At 54.3% G+C, this 17,060-nt stretch carries 12 protein-coding genes; 5 read left to right on the top strand and 7 right to left on the bottom strand.

All coding sequences use genetic code 11. The annotated features are described in order from the left end of the window. Positions 1-106 precede the first annotated feature (106 nt). From LOC70_RS23620 to LOC70_RS23610, 3 genes are all read left to right on the top strand, one after another. Positions 107-2,872: a DUF1553 domain-containing protein gene (locus LOC70_RS23620; protein ID WP_390889110.1), complete on the top strand. Its 2,766-nt coding sequence runs from the start codon at positions 107-109 to the stop codon at positions 2,870-2,872. A gap of 5 nt (positions 2,873-2,877) precedes the next feature. Then, positions 2,878-4,350 (top strand): DUF1501 domain-containing protein, encoded by a 1,473-nt coding sequence (locus LOC70_RS23615; protein WP_230256528.1) that lies wholly within the window; start codon positions 2,878-2,880, stop codon positions 4,348-4,350. Between the two features lie 212 nt (positions 4,351-4,562). After that, positions 4,563-5,795 carry a DUF1559 domain-containing protein gene (locus LOC70_RS23610; RefSeq protein ID WP_230256527.1) on the top strand — a complete coding sequence of 411 codons (1,233 nt, stop codon included), beginning with the start codon at positions 4,563-4,565 and terminating at the stop codon, positions 5,793-5,795. Between the two features lie 163 nt (positions 5,796-5,958). Here the strand turns inward: LOC70_RS23610 and LOC70_RS23605 are convergent, their stop codons facing one another. From LOC70_RS23605 to LOC70_RS23590, 4 genes are all read right to left on the bottom strand, one after another. Continuing rightward, positions 5,959-6,219 carry a hypothetical protein gene (locus tag LOC70_RS23605; protein WP_230256526.1) on the bottom strand — a complete coding sequence of 87 codons (261 nt, stop codon included), beginning with the start codon at positions 6,217-6,219 and terminating at the stop codon, positions 5,959-5,961. A gap of 37 nt (positions 6,220-6,256) precedes the next feature. Next, a complete protein-coding gene (locus LOC70_RS23600; RefSeq protein ID WP_230256525.1) occupies positions 6,257-8,716 on the bottom strand; it encodes a family 78 glycoside hydrolase catalytic domain in 2,460 nt (819 codons plus the stop codon). Positions 8,717-8,876: 160 nt separating this feature from the next. After that, a complete protein-coding gene (locus LOC70_RS23595; RefSeq protein ID WP_230256524.1) occupies positions 8,877-9,062 on the bottom strand; it encodes a hypothetical protein in 186 nt (61 codons plus the stop codon). A 105-nt stretch (positions 9,063-9,167) separates the two neighbouring features. Next, positions 9,168-10,403 (bottom strand): DUF1559 domain-containing protein, encoded by a 1,236-nt coding sequence (locus tag LOC70_RS23590; RefSeq protein WP_230256634.1) that lies wholly within the window; start codon positions 10,401-10,403, stop codon positions 9,168-9,170. A 530-nt stretch (positions 10,404-10,933) separates the two neighbouring features. Here LOC70_RS23590 and LOC70_RS23585 point away from each other — a divergent pair. Further along, the gene (locus LOC70_RS23585) at positions 10,934-11,479 is read left to right on the top strand and encodes a sigma-70 family RNA polymerase sigma factor (RefSeq protein WP_230256523.1); all 546 of its coding nucleotides are present in this window, start codon (positions 10,934-10,936) and stop codon (positions 11,477-11,479) included. Next, positions 11,476-13,233: a LamG domain-containing protein gene (locus LOC70_RS23580; RefSeq protein ID WP_230256522.1), complete on the top strand. Its 1,758-nt coding sequence runs from the start codon at positions 11,476-11,478 to the stop codon at positions 13,231-13,233. The genes LOC70_RS23585 and LOC70_RS23580 overlap by 4 nt, the downstream gene beginning before the upstream one ends. A 112-nt stretch (positions 13,234-13,345) precedes the next feature. Here the strand turns inward: LOC70_RS23580 and LOC70_RS23575 are convergent, their stop codons facing one another. From LOC70_RS23575 to LOC70_RS24655, 3 genes are all read right to left on the bottom strand, one after another. Beyond that, positions 13,346-14,077, bottom strand: coding sequence for a polysaccharide lyase family 7 protein (locus LOC70_RS23575; RefSeq protein ID WP_230256521.1), 732 nt, complete (start codon positions 14,075-14,077; stop codon positions 13,346-13,348). Between the two features lie 197 nt (positions 14,078-14,274). Continuing rightward, complete coding sequence (locus tag LOC70_RS23570; protein WP_230256520.1) at positions 14,275-14,907, bottom strand: hypothetical protein; 633 nt, start codon at positions 14,905-14,907, stop codon at positions 14,275-14,277. A gap of 81 nt (positions 14,908-14,988) precedes the next feature. Continuing rightward, a complete protein-coding gene (locus tag LOC70_RS24655; protein ID WP_390889109.1) occupies positions 14,989-15,453 on the bottom strand; it encodes a nuclear transport factor 2 family protein in 465 nt (154 codons plus the stop codon). Positions 15,454-17,060 lie beyond the last annotated feature (1,607 nt).

Here is a 17,060-nt window from a genome sequence, read left to right as displayed (position 1 = left end):
AATGGTCATCCAGCAGTCCAACGCAGACGAGAACAGATGGACGCAGTGCCGATCGTTCTTTTAATTGAGTCCTGCCAACCTTCCCGCCTAAAACTGATTTTCAACCATGCCGACAACTAGGCGTTCAGCCGCTTCTTGGAGTCGCCACGAAATGCGTCGGCGGCATCCTTCTTCTGCCATATTTTCGCTGCTGAGTTTATTCGCTCTCGTGGCCGCACCAGCAGCGCGATGCGTGTCCGCAGAAACCAACTCGGTGTCGGACGAGCAACCGGCAAACAAGGATGCCGCGGAGTCGACGGTTTCCTTCAGTCGAGACATTCGGCCGCTGCTTTCAAACCGCTGCTTCGCGTGTCACGGCCCGGACGCCGAATCTCGCGAAGCAGGATTGCGACTGGATCAAGCCGACGGGGATGAGGGGGCGATCGGATACGCGATCGAACCAGGCTCTGTGGAGGAAAGCGAAGTTTGGCATCGCATCACGACCGACGACGATTCCATGTTGATGCCGCCGCCGGAATCGCACTTGAAACCATTCGATGAAAATGAACGGTCATTGATTCGCCGATGGATTGAAGAAGGCGCTGTGTACGAGGACTTCTGGGCTTTCCAACCTGCGAAACGACCAGAACTGCCAATCACTCGAAATCCTGATTGGAGTCCTTACGAGCTGGATCGATTTGTGCTTCGCAAACTCGAGAAGCAACAAACGCGGCCCGCCGCCGAAGCAGATCCCAGAACTCTGTTGAGGCGCGTGACATTCGATTTGACGGGCTTGCCACCGACGCGAGACGAGATTCGGCGATTCGAGTTGGCGTACGGAGAATCGCCCGAGTTGGCCTGGGAAGAGTTGGTTGACGAACTGCTCTCGCGTCCGCAGTACGGTGAGCACATCGCTCGTCACTGGTTGGATCTTGTTCGTTTCGCGGACACCAACGGCATGCACAAGGATTTCTACCGTAATCACGTCGCCTACCGTGATTGGGTGATCCAGTCGTTCAATCAGAACTTGCCCTACGACGAATTCGTTCGCGATCAAATCGCTGGTGATTTGCACCCGGAACCGACTCGCGATCAGTGGGTGGCGTCCGGTTTCAACCGTTTGCATTTGATCATCGACCGAGGAACGGCATTGCCCGAAGAGAGTCATGTGAAAAATGTGTTGGATCGCGTCACCGCCGTTGGCACGGCGTTCATGGGGCTGACGGTGCAGTGCGCTCAATGCCACGATCACAAATTCGATCCGATCTCGCAGAAGGAATTCTTCTCGCTCTACGCGTTTTTCAACAACATCGACGCGGAACCAGAAACAAACCCGCGCGAAGTCGTCGATGGCTATCAGGAACCTTTCGTTCGTTTCCCGACGCGGGAACAAACGGCGGAACTCGATCGTTTGGACTCGGAACTATCGAAACTCGCGGCGCAGATCAATCCGCTCAGCAAGCAAGTGCAGGAGTTGTCGAAGCAGCTCAAGGACATTCAGGCTGAAGAAGCGGAAGAGAAACAAAAAAACGCTGCTGAATCCGAAGCGGCCGAACCAGAGGACTCCAACGTCGACAACATCGACGCGGACACAAACGCCGAGCAAACGGAGGAGGTACGAGGGGAGCTAGCGGAGCTCACCGAGTTTGCCGCCAACGAATTTGCTCGACAGCAGGAAGCCGACGCGGAAAGAATTCGTGAAAGAGACGCTCGCAAGCATTCCCTGCAGAATGAGATCGCCAAGGCAAAGAAACCTCTGGAAGAACTGCAAAAAGAACGCGAGAAGATCCAACGTCAACGAAACATGACCGAACGCCGCGTCGACAAAGTCATGGTGATGAAGGAACGGGACGAGGTTCGAAAGACATACGTTTTAATCCGCGGCCAATACGACGCGCCCGGTGAAGAAGTCCAACGCGGCGTTCCCAGTTTCCTGCCACCACTCGAGGTCGAAGGCGAAGTCCCTTCTCGGATGGATCTGGCAAACTGGTTGGTGGATCCCTCGAACCCATTGACCGCCCGAGTGGCGGTGAACCGTTTTTGGCAATTGTTGTTCGGCGTTGGATTGGTGAAAACTTCGGAAGACTTTGGCAATCAAGGCGAAGTTCCAAGTCATCCCGAGTTGCTCGATGAGCTAACGGTTTCCTTTGTTGAATCAGGATGGGACGTCAAAGCCTTGCTCAAGCGGATCGTCATGAGCAAAACCTATCGCCAATCCTCCAACGCGACGCCGGAAGCCTTCAACGCGGACGCTGAGAATCGGTTGTTGAGTCGAGGCCCGCGTTACCGTCTCGATGCCGAGATGATTCGCGATCAAATTTTGTTTCAGAGCGGTTTGCTGTCCACTCGCATGTACGGCCCAAGCGTGAAGCCACCACAACCGGATGGTTTGTGGCGAGCGGTCTCCATGACTGGTGAACGCTTTCGTGCGGACGAAGGCGAATCTCGCTATCGAAGAAGCGTTTACACGTTTTGGAAACGAGCGATGCCGCCGCCTCAGATGACAATCCTCAACGCCCCCAATCGAGACGCCTGCATCGCACGACGCGAACGCACCAACACGCCGACTCAGGCTTTGCTGTTGTTAAACGAAGGCGAATACATCCGGGCGGCGAGAAAGCTTGCACAAAATGTGTTGGGCCAGCCCGCCGAATCTCGAATCATGTTCGCTTACGAAACCGTCACGGCCAAGTTGCCTGATGTAGAGGAAGTGGAAGTGTTGCAAACTCTGCTGGACGATTTGCGAAATCAATACGCGACGGCACCTGAATTGGCCGAGCAACTGTGCGAGGACATGGCGACGAAGGAGCCTCGTGACAACGCGGAACTTGCTGCTTGGACGGTCTTGTGCAGCACGCTTTACAACCTGGACATCACCAAGACGAAGGATTGAACAACATGCTTCACAACGATCTCTCGATCATTGAAAATCGCCGTCGATTCTTGGCCAATGCCGGGATGGGATTGGGAACCTCCGCGCTCACTTCGTTGGTTTTGGGCACCAGGTCGGCTTCGGCAAATTCGGCCAGCGAAAAGGCGGCCAGCGACGCCACGTTACCGCCGGGTTGCCATTTTGCACCCAAGGCCAAACGCGTCATCTTTTTATTCATGGCGGGGGCGCCCAGCCAAATCGATTTGTTCGACTACAAGCCTGAATTGGCGAAGCAGTTCAACCAGCCTTTGCCACCATCGGTCAGCCAAGGACAACGCGTGACCGCCATGACGCGTGGGCAGGAACAACTGGTGGTCCCCAGCGGCTTTGGTTTTTCGCAACAAGGTGACAGCGGCATTTGGATGAGCGATCTGCTGCCGCATTTGTCGACTCAAGTGGACAAGCTTTGTTTTGTTGATTCCATGCACACGGAATCGATTAACCATGATCCAGGCAAGACCGCTTTCTGCACCGGAACGGAACTGCCTGGCAAGCCAAGCATGGGAGCCTGGCTAAGCTACGGACTGGGGACGCTCAACAAAGACTTGCCCGATTACATTGTGATGCCGTCGGCTTATTGGAGTGGAAAGGTCAACGTCCAAGCGTTGTATTCGCGGCTTTGGGGCAGTGGGTTTCTGCCGTCCAAGCACCAAGGGACCAGCTTTCAAACGTCTGGCGATCCAGTGTTGTTTCTTTCCAATCCGAAAGGCATTGATGCGGGCATTCGACGACGAATGTTGGACTCACTGGGTGACTTGAACCGCAAGCACTTCGGTGAAATTGGTGATCCCGAAATCGAAACCACCATCGCGCAACAAGAGATGGCGTTTCGAATGCAAACGTCCGTCCCAGATCTGACCGACATCGCGGACGAATCCGCTGAGACTCTCGCGATGTATGGTCCCGAAGTGAACAATCCCGGATCGTATGCACGCAACTGCTTGTTGGCCCGGCGAATGGCGGAACGGGATGTTCGCTTCATCCAGCTCTTCCACCGAGGCTGGGACCACCACTCGAAGCTGCCCGACAACTTGCCCGGCCAATGCCAAGATGTCGACCAGCCCACCGCAGCATTGTTGAAGGACTTGGAACAACGCGGGTTGTTGGACGACACCCTGGTGGTGTTCGCTGGTGAGTTTGGACGAACCGTTTACGGCCAAGGCAAATTGAACATGAAAACATACGGCCGCGATCACCATCCGCGATGTTTCACCGCTTTGCTGGCCGGAGGCGGAATTCGCGGTGGAATGCGTTACGGAGCGACCGACGAATTTAGCTATAACGTGGTCGCCGATCCGGTGCATGTGCGAGACCTGCACGCGACCATGCTTTCCCTGCTGGGAATTGACCACAATCGACTGACATTTCCGTTTCAAGGATTGGAGCAGAAACTGACGGGAGTCGAGCCAGCGAAAGTGATTGAAGGAATCATCTCCTAAACCTTCTCAGTACGTCCGTCGCCGCTGTTCAAGCCGGCCGAAACGCTGGCAAATTCAGCAGGAATACGATTTTCCGTGAAATTCAACACGAATCCATAGATTTCTCCGCAAGAGAGTGCGTTTCTTTCGGGAATGACTGCATTGGCCAGTTTCCACCGCGAATTTTCGCGGTCTGGCGTTTTGCTTTCGTATCGCACTCTTGAGAAATTTCTATGCATCGTGATTTCAAACACTCGCGCCCGGCAACTGCCTCGGGCTTCACCTTGGTCGAGTTGTTGGTCGTGATCGCCATCATCGGCGTCTTGGTTGGTCTTTTGCTTCCTGCTGTTCAAGCCGCTCGCGAAGCTGCCCGTCGGATGAGCTGCAGCAACAATTTCAAGCAGCTTGGGCTTGCTCTGCACAACTATCACTCGGCCTACAACGAGCTTCCGATGCACGGCGGCGGGACGCACCCGACGGTCGCCACGCATCCTTGGGTCAACACGACCACGGGAAACAACATGCGTCTGAGCATGCTTGTTGGGCTGATGCCATTTGTCGAGCAACAAGGCTTGTGGGAGATGATCGCCAACCCGAATGATTTTGATCAGGACGGCACGATCGACTTTCCCGCGATGGGGCCGACGCCGGAAAACATTGACTATGTGCCATGGGCAACCGACATTCCGACGCTTCGTTGCCCGAGTGATCCTGGGAAGGGGTTGCCTTCCTTAGGACGTACCAATTACGCCGCAAACCTGGGTGATTCGACGGACTACATGCGTGACGGTTACGTCTATGTTCGCAACGACTCGTCCGTGTTGCCGTATGCGGCCACCAATGCAACAGCACAGCGCACCAACGCCGCGCATCGCGGATTTTTCATTGTCCACAAATCAAGTCAGTTCCGTGATGTTTTGGACGGACTGTCCAACACCATCGCCATGGGCGAACTGACAACCGATCTGGGTGACAAAGACGCACGAACCAGCTTGACTTCTGGCGGCACCTACAGCACCAACAACAACCACTGGACGATTGTTGTGACGCCCAATTGGTGTGAGCAGCATTTGGATCCCGAGCGTCCTCAGTTTTGGCGTCCAGAGGCACCCATTGTTGGCGCGACCTCCGGACGTGGTTTCCGCTGGGCAAGCTTCAACCCAACTTTCACCATGATCCACACCGTTCGTCCACCGAACTCCGAGATTTGTTCGGCGGGCGCGGTCGACCGGAACAACTTGACGTCGGTATCCAGCCGTCACCAAGGTGGCGCTCATGTGCTGATGGGTGACGGTGCCGTGAAGTTCATCACGGATTCAATCGAAGCTGGAAACCAATCCAATCGAATGGTTTATCAGTGGGGAACGGCCGCGTTCAACAATTCGCCCGGTTCAGCGAGCCCCTACGGTCTGTGGGGAGCACTTGGAACGCGTGGTGCACGAGAAGTCATCGACGGCGAGTTCTAGTCGGCACTGCCAGGATTCTGAAACAGAACGCCCAATTCGCAAATGCGGATTGGGCGTTCTTCAATGAGTTACCGCCGATTTTTGCATGCAAGAAAACAAAACGCAGCTACTTAAACGCAGGGACAGGTGACGCTCCGTTCCCGCCACCATTCGTTTCAGTCGATCATTCCTTCGGCGGCTTCATACCGTTCTTCTCCGTGCCAGCATTCGCCGCTTCTTCTTCGGCAACCATGGCTTTGTAATCTTCAATGCTTTGTTCGTCTGCACTGTCCTTGACGTTGACCGGCTGTGAGCCCCCGCAGCCAACGCATGACATCAGAATGAAAAGGGATGCGGTCTTTTGAAAGGAAAGTTTCATTAAGATTCTCAAAGGTAAAAAGTTAGTTGACCAAAGGATATTTGGATCTGTATCGTTAGAAGGCACGGTCTGATCCCATCGTTTCTCTTCGATTCGTATGGTCTCATTCGACTCGTACGACGAAAGATCCTTGAAGTTCGTTCTCAAGTCGAATGCGACCGTCTTGGATCTCCGTGGACACCTTTGATCCGTTGACGGTGACTTCGCTTGTGTCGGTTTGCATGGGAAGCTCTAGCAACGCGCTGACGCCTTCGGGCAACTGACCAGAAAGCTGAAACGCGTCTTCGCTGGTCCAAGCAATTTCGATTGGACCTCGAGCCGAGGGCACGCGTCCGCGAGCGTATTTCAAATCGGCACAACAAGGTCGAATGCGGATCTGATTCCAACCTGCGGTGATTGGCTGAACGCCCAATACGTGCCGAGGGAGCAAGTTCGCGGGAGCCGCACCCCAGGCGTGGTTCCAATCTTGATTCGGTTTGTACTTCAAATCCCATGCTTCCCATGTGATGGTGGTTCCACTGTCCAACATATGTTTCCAACTGCGATCACCGTCAGCAAGGATCAACTCGAGCGCCTTCGAACCGCCACCATTCTCAAACAACGCATCCATGAAGTATTGAGCGGCATAGACGCTGCAATCCATTTGCTTTGATTTCAGCCAATCAAGGACACTGGCTTGGTGGGCGGGTGGTACCAAACCAAAGGCCATCGGAAAAAAGTTTGCATGGATGCTGCTGTGGTCGGTGCCGATCCCGTCACGGTAAATCCCAGTTTCCGCGTTAAACAACTTCGTATGAAATGATTCTCTCGCGAGCCTTGCTCGATTCGAAAACGCGGTCGCATCTTCTGCCTTGCCGACGGCTTGGGCGAGTTCGGACATTTGCTCGAGTGCCCGAATATGGAACGCGTTGACCACCGTATTGATCTCGGTGAACACAAAGCCATCGCGTTCTTTCTGCGGCCAATCCACGATGTCGTGCCGGTTGCGATCCATCTCGTCGCTGCGGACCAGCCCGTCATCGCCGCTGCGATCAAGAAGTGTTTTCGTTTTCAACGATTCGTAGCGATGCCGCAGCCATTCGGTGTCGCCCGACCGCATCCATTCGGCGCGAGCCATGAAAACCATGTGTGGAGCCCACTCGGTCGGCCAAGTCCCGTTCTCCATCAACCAGTCAAAAGTTCTGGCGGCCATCGTGACGTTGTCATCTGTGGCGTAGTGGCTGAGCTGGTTCAAATAGGCATCGGCTTCGTAGGGAATCCGCTCTCGATCGCCGTCCACATAGATGCCGGCAAACGTCGTGGCGCGGATGCTGTATTTGCACAATTCCCAAATGCGATTGAGTGTCTCGTTGGAGCATTCAAACGAACTCGCGTCCTCGTTCCAAGTCTTTGAAAAAGCAGCTCGACGTCGGATGAGCGAATAGTCGAATGAATCGTCGAGACCCTCCAATTCGAGCCATCGAAACGGGATCATCGGTTTCCACTTGCTCGGCAGTAACACCGCAGGCGGATTCGCGTACATCAAACCCGCTTGCTCCACCGTTCGATCATCCAATGGTGGCGGCACGATCCAATTACCGCGTTGTTGTCCCTTTCGAATCGTAGTCATCCCGTAGCGAACCGTTCCGGGTGGTGTTGAATCAATTCGATTGTCCTTCAGCTTCTCACCAAAGTGCACCTTCGCTGTGCCTCGGCCATCCGGGACCGGCATCACAATGTTCCCAAACGCGACTTTTCCAAAATCGAGCTGAACGACCCGTTCGCTAATTCGCTTGATCGCAATTGGCTCCTGTTCGATAACCGCAACATGTTCACGTGCCGGTACAACAGGCAGCTCTTTGATGAACAAATTCCGAAAGCGATAGGTCTGTTCGGATTCACCGTGGTGTTGAATGCCAATGAAACCGCTGGCATCCTCGGAATCTCGAAAACGAACGGTTTGGACGCCGTTAAGCTCAATCGCGATCAAATCGTTCATGCAAGTGATGACATAGCGATTCCAACCATGACGGTTCAGCGCGTCCCGCACTTGTGGCTGAGCAAAGAACTGCTTGGACTCGTCTTCGTGCTGCAGGAATTGCTTGGTGGATCGCCCTTCGGTGCTGGGCCAAATCCATTTGCGTCTTCCTTCATCGAACAAGCCACCAGACCATCGACGTGACGAACCATCGCACTCCGCCTGATAGCCAAAGACGGTTGGCTTTGAGTCCTCGTTCACATGACACCGAAACATGACACCGGAGTTTGATTCGCCCTCCGGCAAATGAATGTCGATGCTAAGCCGAAAATTCGTAAACGCCCTTTCGGTGACCAAGAAAAATTTCTTGTCAGCGGTCAGATGGATCTCGCCATCCACCACCTTGGCCTCGCCATGCGGGTAAGGGTTGTGCCAACCAGACAGATCCTTGCCATTGAAGAGCGGGCTGTAGCCACGACTGTGAAAACCTGCTGTTTCGTCCCCTTCCAACTGAGGTTTTGCCAGTGTTTCAGGTGGTGCGGCAGAAGCAAAGGCTCCTGACCAAAGGAGCAGAAAGGATATTCCAACGACAAATCGGTGATACACGGTGCGAAACTCAGGGAGTGATGAACGATTGGAAGTGATTGAGCGCCGGCTGCTAATTGGTGGGAATGTTGCCCCGATGCGGCGATTGCCTTGTTATCATCCGGGGCAACCGCCGCTTCTTTTGATGCGTGATGTGACGAATGAGCCTAGTGATAGGTCCTCACTCGTTCTTTCCAATGTCGCCCGCTTCGCTGGATTGCTTGGCTTCGGCGGCGATCATCTCGTTGTATTCATCAATCGCGGATTGTTCCAAATCGGCCAGGTCGTTCGTCGGTTCGGATGACGTGCACGCGGTTGCGAGACAGAGTGGCAGGGTGAGGAGTGCCACGCGAATGAAGTTGTTCATGTTTGGTGCTCGTGTGTAGAGGAAATAGAAAATGGTGTCGCAAGTAGCGACAAAAGCCCCGATGCAAATTGCACCGAGGCTTTCGTTTCGTGACGTCGATTCAGATCAGAACTCGGTATCGATCACTTCCTTGTTGGCTCGAGTTCCCAGTGCACCCCACAATCCGTACGGGCTCTGTGCACCAGCGACGGTGGCAGGCGACCCGTGATACGAGATCATCGCAGCGTTGCTGTTGCCCGCTTCGATGCTGTCGGTGATGAACTTGACCGCCCCATCACCCATCAAGACGTGAGCACCGCCCTGGTGACGACTCGACACCGTGACGTTCGAGTCATTGCTGGTGAAGCCGCCCGTGCAGACCCCTGAGTTGGGAGGCAAAATCGTGTGAACTTGCGTGTGCATGTGAACCGCATCGTGCCAGCGATAGCCACGCGAGTTCGCGATGTTGACGGATGCAGCGGCGCCAGCGTTCCAGAACTGAGGACGTTCCGGATCATGGAACTGATCCATGTAACGCGGGTTGCGACGACATTCCGCACGACCATGTCCACTGCGGTCATTGTAAGCATTGTCAGTCGGGAACGAGGTGCGAACATCACGATCACCAAGGTCGGTGGCGAGCTCGCCGCACATGACGGTGTTGCTGAGTCCGTCCAGCACGTCGCGGAACTTCATCAAACGAGTCATCACGAACATACCGCGATGCACTTTGCGTGAACGCTGCGAAAGAGTGCTGTTGTTTTCAGTGTAGGGAACCGTCGCGCCACGCGATACTAACGTGACGTTAATCGGCCCTTCTCGCGACATTACCGAGGAGTCACCCGTGCAGGCTCCGTAGTTCGTGCGTCCCAAGGAAGGCAAACCTTGTCCAGGGTCACTTGGGCAACGGAAAGTGGGAATGGTTGTGCCCCATGGACCGTAATCGATCCGGGCCACTCCAGGTCCCATTGCTTGCCATGGTGTGGCTCGCGTCGACCCATCGGCATTGAACGACAACGGGTTGCTGATTTGCTCCCACAAAGCTTGCTGCTCGATGTAAGGCAACACGCTGATCAAAAAAGACCCACGGCGATTGATGCTATCGGTCTTGTTGTCACCAGCATAAATTTGCTGACCATTGACCCGGTCAGTACCGGTGCCGTGAATCGGCATTCCGTTGTACGCCGAATGATAGTTGTGAATCCCAAGCCCGATTTGCTTGAAGTTGTTGCTGCAGCTCATGCGGCGAGCGGCTTCTCGAGCGGCTTGAACAGCAGGCAACAACAAACCAACCAGAACACCAATGATCGCAATGACCACCAGCAACTCGACGAGCGTGAATCCTAAACGCTGACGCTTCATCACCCAAAACTCCGTATCAGAACAGTAGAGAAGAAGAGCAACCCAAGAGATGGCGGTGTCTCCACCCTGCATGAAGTCCATACAGTTGCTCGTACGGAGTCATTCCCGACGCTGCGGAGATCTTTCGCGAACTTTCGCTCGCTTATTTGGAATAAAACTTCAATTTCTCACGATGTTCACCCTACAGGGCTTTTCGATTGCGATGCATGAGCACGGCGGCAATCAAACATCGCTGCTGACTGCCGATTCGTTGTGCGACCTCGGCTTCCACGATCGGTTCGAAGGTTGAGAAACGCTTGCTCGACTATGCTGATATCAAACGCAAAGACGATGCGAACCATTCGCAGAAGCGTGCAGCTAGGCAATGATTTGCGTCAAGTTTCGTTGCAAAACCGGAGTCATTTTCTGCAACCGGTCTCAGAATCGAAATTGTGTCTAGAATTTTCGCAAAACGAGGTTCGGCAATCAGGAAGGAAGGCAACTGGAACGGTGGTTCTGGTCATCGCTGGACCGAAATTTGGAATGGTTTCTTGGACCCACAATCAACAAACCCCGCTGAAGCGAACTCGCAAGAGGAATTCGTGCGGTTGCTCTCAGCTCATTCCAGCAAGATCATGTCTTTCATTCGTATCCTGACGATGAACCGGCAAGACGACGCGGAAGAAATCTTTCAACTGACTTGCATGGTCTTGTGGCAAAAGTTCTCGCAGTACGATCCATCAGGAAACTTTTCAGCATGGGCGTCTCGCATGGCCTATTTTGAAACGCTGAAGTATCGCGAGTCGAAACGTCGCATCAAGCTGCTGGGTGACGACGCGTTGGAGCTACTGGCAGAAGCCGCGATGCCAATCACCGCCGAGCTGACGGATCGCAGATCGGCGTTGTCCGATTGCATTCGCAAACTGTCCCATCCTGACCGTGATTTGATTCGCCTGCGGTACTTCGAGGGTTTAAGCGTGGCGGAAATTTCTGAGCAAGCCGGTCGGTCCACGCATGCGATTTACCGCGAACTCAGCAAGATCCACGGGGCTCTTTCTAGGTGCGTGGACCGGTCCGTGGAAGGAGGCTGGGCATGAATGATCCGAATGCAGAATTCATTGAACTTCGCTCCTTGATTTTGAAGTCGCAGAGTGAAGAACTATCCGAAGCGGAGGCGATGGAGCTGAACCGTTTGATCAACTTGCCTGGCGGGGCGGAAGAAGCCGCCAAGTTAGTCGATCAACTGTGCGCCCTTTCTGACGCGACGATTGGTAATTCGCTATCGATGCATGATGAGTGCTCAATGCCACTCACAAACGTGCCCGCGAAAGCCGCTCGCCCCGAACGCAACTACAGCACCTTTCCAGAAACGAGGAACGAGCGTTCGCATTCGGGATACAACCGGCGGAACGATGAGAACACTCAATCGAAGAACTGGACACGAGCATATTGGTTGGTCGGGCTGGCCGCGAGCCATTTGGTGATTGGATCATTCGCTTGGTCTTTGGCCAAACCTGATCGCAACCAGCCCGCGATTGCGGCCGTGACGCTCGAGTCCAAACCGCCACAGATTGTCTCCATGACAGCATGCGTTTGGGGGCAAGGCAGCATTGCGACGCCGACACTCGGGCAATCGATCAATCAAGGCGAGATTTTGAACTTGGTCGAAGGTGTCGCCGAACTGAAAGTCGGAGACGGCACCTCGCACGAGGCTTTGGTACGAATTGAGGGGCCCGCGAGCATCTTCATTCGAGAAGATGGGCAGCTCGGGCTGGCGAGCGGAACACTGACTGCAAAATCGCTCGGTTTCGGTAGCGAGCAAGTGTCCGTGATCACGCCGATCGGCCTCGTTCTGGTCGACGGGCAAAGTTCAATCGGGTTGGTCTCGCAAAACGACGTCCACGAGGTTCACCTATTTTCGGGACGTTGTTTGGTGTTGCCTTCGCAAGCATTCGGGACATCGGACATTCGTTTAGAAGAAGGCGATGCTGTTCGTCTATCAACGGCAAAGGGCATCGATTCAGGCGTCGTGCTATTTGAGGCATCGATGGCCAGTTTTGCATCCGCTCGATCCAACGCGTTTGACCCTCTGCACTTGGACGATCGCTACGTGGACGCGATTTTGGATTCCGAGCCCGACATCTACTGGCGTTTCGAAGGTTTGGAAGGTGACTTCCCGCAACAGGTCAAGAATCAAGGACGCCTTCCCGGTCACAACGCGTCCGTGGTTGGCAATCCCGGCTGGCGGCAATATCAAGGCAATCGCGTTGCCGAATTAGGCCTCACTGATTCCGCCTCCGCCTTCACATCTGACGCGCTTTGGCCTCCGGAACCACTAGACGACTACACCATCGAAGCCTGGGTGAAACCTCAGTTGTATCACCACGGCGAAATGATTTGCCTCGTCGATCCAATCGAACGACGGGAGGGGCGTCATGATCAAGCGCTGCTACTCGAAGCGTTCGCTCGCGAATGGTTCTACGCCCTGAAGGTTTTGGGCCCCAATCGCATGCGTTTCAGCCATCGATCTCCACCCTCGGGTCTGGTACTGGATGGAGAGAATTTGGTGTCGGAAGAGCAGTACCAAGTACGAGTCTGGCAGCATGTGATCGCACAGAAGTCCGCGAAGGAACTCTCATTGTGGATCGACGGAAATCTAGCCGCCCAACAAGAAGCTGACGAACCGCTCCCGGCCAACATGCAAATTTTGATCGGCCAGCTCTATCCAACCAAGAATTACCGACCCTACGTCGGACAGATCGACGAGATTGCGTTCTACAGCCGAGCGTTGCCGAAGCAAGAAATTCGCAAACACATTCGTGCCTCCGGACGAGCCCTCGACTTCGAGTGAACTTTGGCCCGGCAACTTGCACCAATGTGCTTCAAATGCAAGATCGCACGTTGACTCATCTTAGCGATCAAAATCGGCATCTTCTTGTCAGCACCGAATGTGGCGACGATTCTTAGTCTGAGTGTTCAACATGCATTCGATAGATGACAACCTCGCCAAACGATTCGCTTTCATCTCCTTTGCTGATGTTTGACTGGGTATAGCATCCTGCTTTGAAATAGCATCCCGATCGCGAGACCGCCCAGCTCATTATTTGCTTCCCGTTGTACCAAACATCAACCGTGCCCCTGCCAGTTTGGATTCGAACATCAAACGGTGTCCCGAGTTGGTAATGCTGGTTGAGCATCACGTCACCGAACGAATTGCGTTCCACAAACAGCTTGGCACCTTCTAAACGGATCATGATCAGATCATCGTCGGCATCGTGAATTTGCCCACATACAACCTGTGGTTTAACTTCAGGTGTCGCGGTAATCGCGACTCGCATGTCCATCGTATGAATCACTTCCCCATGCGTTTTCCACGAAGCACGTTTGGTTCCGTCTTCGACCATTTCACGAAGTTCACAACGCGGGTACTTGGATCCTTTGGTCGTCACTCCTCCGCAATGTGCTCGGAAGACGACGCCGTTGGCTTGGCTGTTCGCTCGAAAGTATCGATCATCGACAAATGAAGCGAGATTCGGTTGCCTGATCTCATCCGGCTTTCCGGCTTGATTGGAGTCGATGGGCAGGGTCAAACGCCAATTCGACAGGTCCAAAATCCGGGCCGGTGGATCGCCTGTCTGTGCTGGGGCCGAGATACAAAGCGCGATCGAGAAAAGAAAGACGACGAAAATTCTCATGGACAATCGAGCAACTTGCATTTGAGCTGAAGGTTTTGGATCCGCCCAGCGACGATTCTATCGTCTCATCCGAGAACCGCCTACATTCCACAAGCATGTAACCACCGCGACTTGCCCCAACCATCACCGTTCGATTGTTTGGCGAGACTTAATCGCGGCATGTACAAGGACGCGATCCCACCAACAAACGGAGTGGGCTATTGGCTACCAGACGCATCCGAGGTCTGCGGAGCCTGTTGGTCGCCATCCTGTAGTGAGCGATCGAGAACAGACGTCTTGAACTCACTGATCCTGACCCGCTGGAACTTCGCATACTCCTTGATCGCACTCGTATGAACCATTCCATGCCGAACTTCATGTGCAGAACTTTGGTCGTTCACCAAAGAGAAGAAGTTTTCGTCTAACTCGCGAAGAAAGAGAACGTAATCGCATTCGGGTAGGAACCTTGGCGAAGACCGACTCTCGACGTCATACTCACACGCCACCATGATGAATCGCGGCGAAACGACATGAAACGAAGGCCCTGCCAGCGTGCAAGTGTTATCGGACCGTTTCCAAACGTCATTGATCCGGAAAACGGCGACTGAAGTTGGGCCCTGATAGTCGGCGTCCGGCGACTCCAAACTTCCGTCCGCATCAGAGGGAAGCAATCGCGTCACGGATCTCGTTGACGCGACGACGCCCCAATCGGATTCACGGGCCAAGTCCGATACGCCGACCGGCAATTCCCAGGCGACAACGTCTGATGTCAGAAAGACAAGTGATGCAATCACGGCCAAACGTGGTGTGACCAAAGAATTGCTTCCCAGGGTTGATTGAAAAGATTTCATAGGCTGCAATCAATCCTTCAATAAGAAACAAGCCGCGTTTGCTTCAGACCAAATGGAACGGCTTCGTCGTCGGGACGCAACTCATCCGAAATGTTCAGCCATTTTTGCAGTGTCGAGCAGTCCCAATTTCGCGTAGAGCCCGGTGTAGTCGACAATGTTATGGGCTCGATAGATCAGGCCATCGCGCATCACACCGAAACTCGCAACTTCGAACGCAACGTCGGTGCCGCTATCTCGATGCTTGCCCTCGAATTCCAACGTGGCAGCAAACTGGTTGTGGCGAAGAAGCAGCGATTGCAAACGCGCCGTTCGATGAAGCATCCGTCCGCAAATCGCCCGGTGAGTCGCAATCAGCTCGTCAATGCCCTCGACCACGTCTGGGCCAAGTCCACTCACGATACATTCTGGGTGAAAATGTTCTTCCACCAGCGCATTGTCATTTCGCTCCCACCCGAGCTTGAGCCAACGACGCAGGAGTGCAGCGAACACCTCTTCGTGTTTGCTGTATTCTGGATAGGGTTCCGAGTACTCTTCTGAATTGAACATAAAACAGAGCAAGCTAACAAACGTTAATGACATCCAAAAGTCATAGGATACCCGATGGCGGTTGCTCGACGCTCACCGAGCGTGACGAATGACCAAAAAGCCGAATCAAGAGAATGAGAGTAGGTAAATCAAGGGTTTCAGTGGTGACAGATCACGTGTTCTCGAGTGATCAACGACGTCCCTTCTTTGGGGAGATCTCGATGCGTACCCGTGAGTAGGGCTTGCCCGAAAGGCGGGGCGGAATGCGGCAACGTATGGCCGTGCAAAGAGAAGTCGGCTGAGGGGCCCGTGGTGAGACTGCTGAAGGCTCCGTAGCGATCCGGCGAATTCAATGGCAATGCGAAGGCCTGAAGGGAACGAGCAAGCACGCATCGACTTCATCTCGCAGAGGAACCGTTGCCGTATGGCAACCTCTTAGCGGCGAAGCTGTCGGTCCAATGGCTTGGATCAACGCGGCGACGCTTTGCTTTGAAACTCGTGCCCAACCGCCAGTGCGGTCCCGCATGCTAGATGGTGTGGGAGGGGGCCCGGGCAACCGGGCCCCTATCCCGATCGGCATGGTTATCGGGATTTCTATCGTCGATCCAATCGAGCAGTTCAAAACCGTCGAGTGACGCTCACGAGCGCACCGACAGGTGAGGAAGCGAAGGGAACGATGTCGATGGAGAACGTCAAAGGATTGTATCAGACGTAGTCGACATCGTTCGCATCGTTTCCGGGAGGCTACGCAGCGGTGAAACGTTGGAGTCGCGGTGAGGCGATCGGTTGGCAACCAGAACGCAGTCGTTCGTCAGAAAGGTTGACGACCGTTCGAGTGACCGCGACGGATGTTGCAGGATCGAGCGATGGAGTGTCCCGAGCAACCGACCGCAGTTTTATCCGCCATCGTGTTCATCGTCGAAGGGTTTGACGTTCAAAGTGTTGAACGCTTTCATTGTGTCGACGTCGCATCGTCGAGAAGACGATCACGAGCACCGAGGATAGCGTTGTATGTAGCTAAGATCTGCGTAACCACGTCCAGCATTCGTTGTCGCGATAACGGTAGCGATATGCGGGCGGTGGCGAGCGATGTGACTGGAACGCCGAGTTGGTCTCCACCACCGCTCCGTGTGCATGCAATGGTTATGCATTTCCGCGGCAGTCGAGCGCGGACACGAGCATGGACTGGAGAAGGTGTTCGATTGTCAGTCGAACAATTCAATTCGATGAAAGTCGGTGATGTCACGAGCACTCGAGCGCCAGGCGGTTCGACGTCGAGGACTATTGGACGCGGTGTCGAATGTTGTTCGAGCACGGTTCGTTCGCAATCGCGGGCATGAACTTCACGCGGCATTTCCGAGCACGAGATCGTTGCGGTATCTTGCGTCGGTTGTGTCGGCAGTGAGCACAGAGCGTGAGAATGGATCTGGGCTTTGGTCTCACGCATAACGGCAGCGATCACCCGGCCGCCGCAAGCAATTCACCACTTGTGAAAACACTACTCGGCGGCTCGGTGTGCATCGAATTGTTCGCCGCTAAATGTAGTCGAAGTACCGAATCCACCAGGAGTCAATTCCCGTCACGCCCGTAATCGATCCGGTGTAATCGGCGTCAAGATAGTTGTACGG

The organism is Rhodopirellula halodulae (assembly GCF_020966775.1).
In the GTDB taxonomy this organism is placed as follows: domain Bacteria; phylum Planctomycetota; class Planctomycetia; order Pirellulales; family Pirellulaceae; genus Rhodopirellula; species Rhodopirellula halodulae.
The sequence above is the reverse complement of the archived record's forward strand: the minus strand, read 5'-3'. Positions and strand labels throughout refer to the sequence as shown.

What these genes read in the sequence shown, in the direction of transcription:
- LOC70_RS23620 (WP_390889110.1), top strand. Translation starts at nt 107, where the DNA reads ATGCCGACAACTAGGCGTTCAGCCGCTTCTTGGAGTCGCCACGAAATG.
- LOC70_RS23615 (WP_230256528.1), top strand. Translation starts at nt 2,878, where the DNA reads ATGCTTCACAACGATCTCTCGATCATTGAAAATCGCCGTCGATTCTTG.
- LOC70_RS23610 (WP_230256527.1), top strand. Translation starts at nt 4,563, where the DNA reads ATGCATCGTGATTTCAAACACTCGCGCCCGGCAACTGCCTCGGGCTTC.
- LOC70_RS23595 (WP_230256524.1), bottom strand. Translation starts at nt 9,062, where the DNA reads ATGAACAACTTCATTCGCGTGGCACTCCTCACCCTGCCACTCTGTCTC.
- LOC70_RS23590 (WP_230256634.1), bottom strand. Translation starts at nt 10,403, where the DNA reads ATGAAGCGTCAGCGTTTAGGATTCACGCTCGTCGAGTTGCTGGTGGTC.
- LOC70_RS23580 (WP_230256522.1), top strand. Translation starts at nt 11,476, where the DNA reads ATGAATGATCCGAATGCAGAATTCATTGAACTTCGCTCCTTGATTTTG.
- LOC70_RS23575 (WP_230256521.1), bottom strand. Translation starts at nt 14,077, where the DNA reads ATGAGAATTTTCGTCGTCTTTCTTTTCTCGATCGCGCTTTGTATCTCG.
- LOC70_RS23570 (WP_230256520.1), bottom strand. Translation starts at nt 14,907, where the DNA reads ATGAAATCTTTTCAATCAACCCTGGGAAGCAATTCTTTGGTCACACCA.
- LOC70_RS24655 (WP_390889109.1), bottom strand. Translation starts at nt 15,453, where the DNA reads ATGTTCAATTCAGAAGAGTACTCGGAACCCTATCCAGAATACAGCAAA.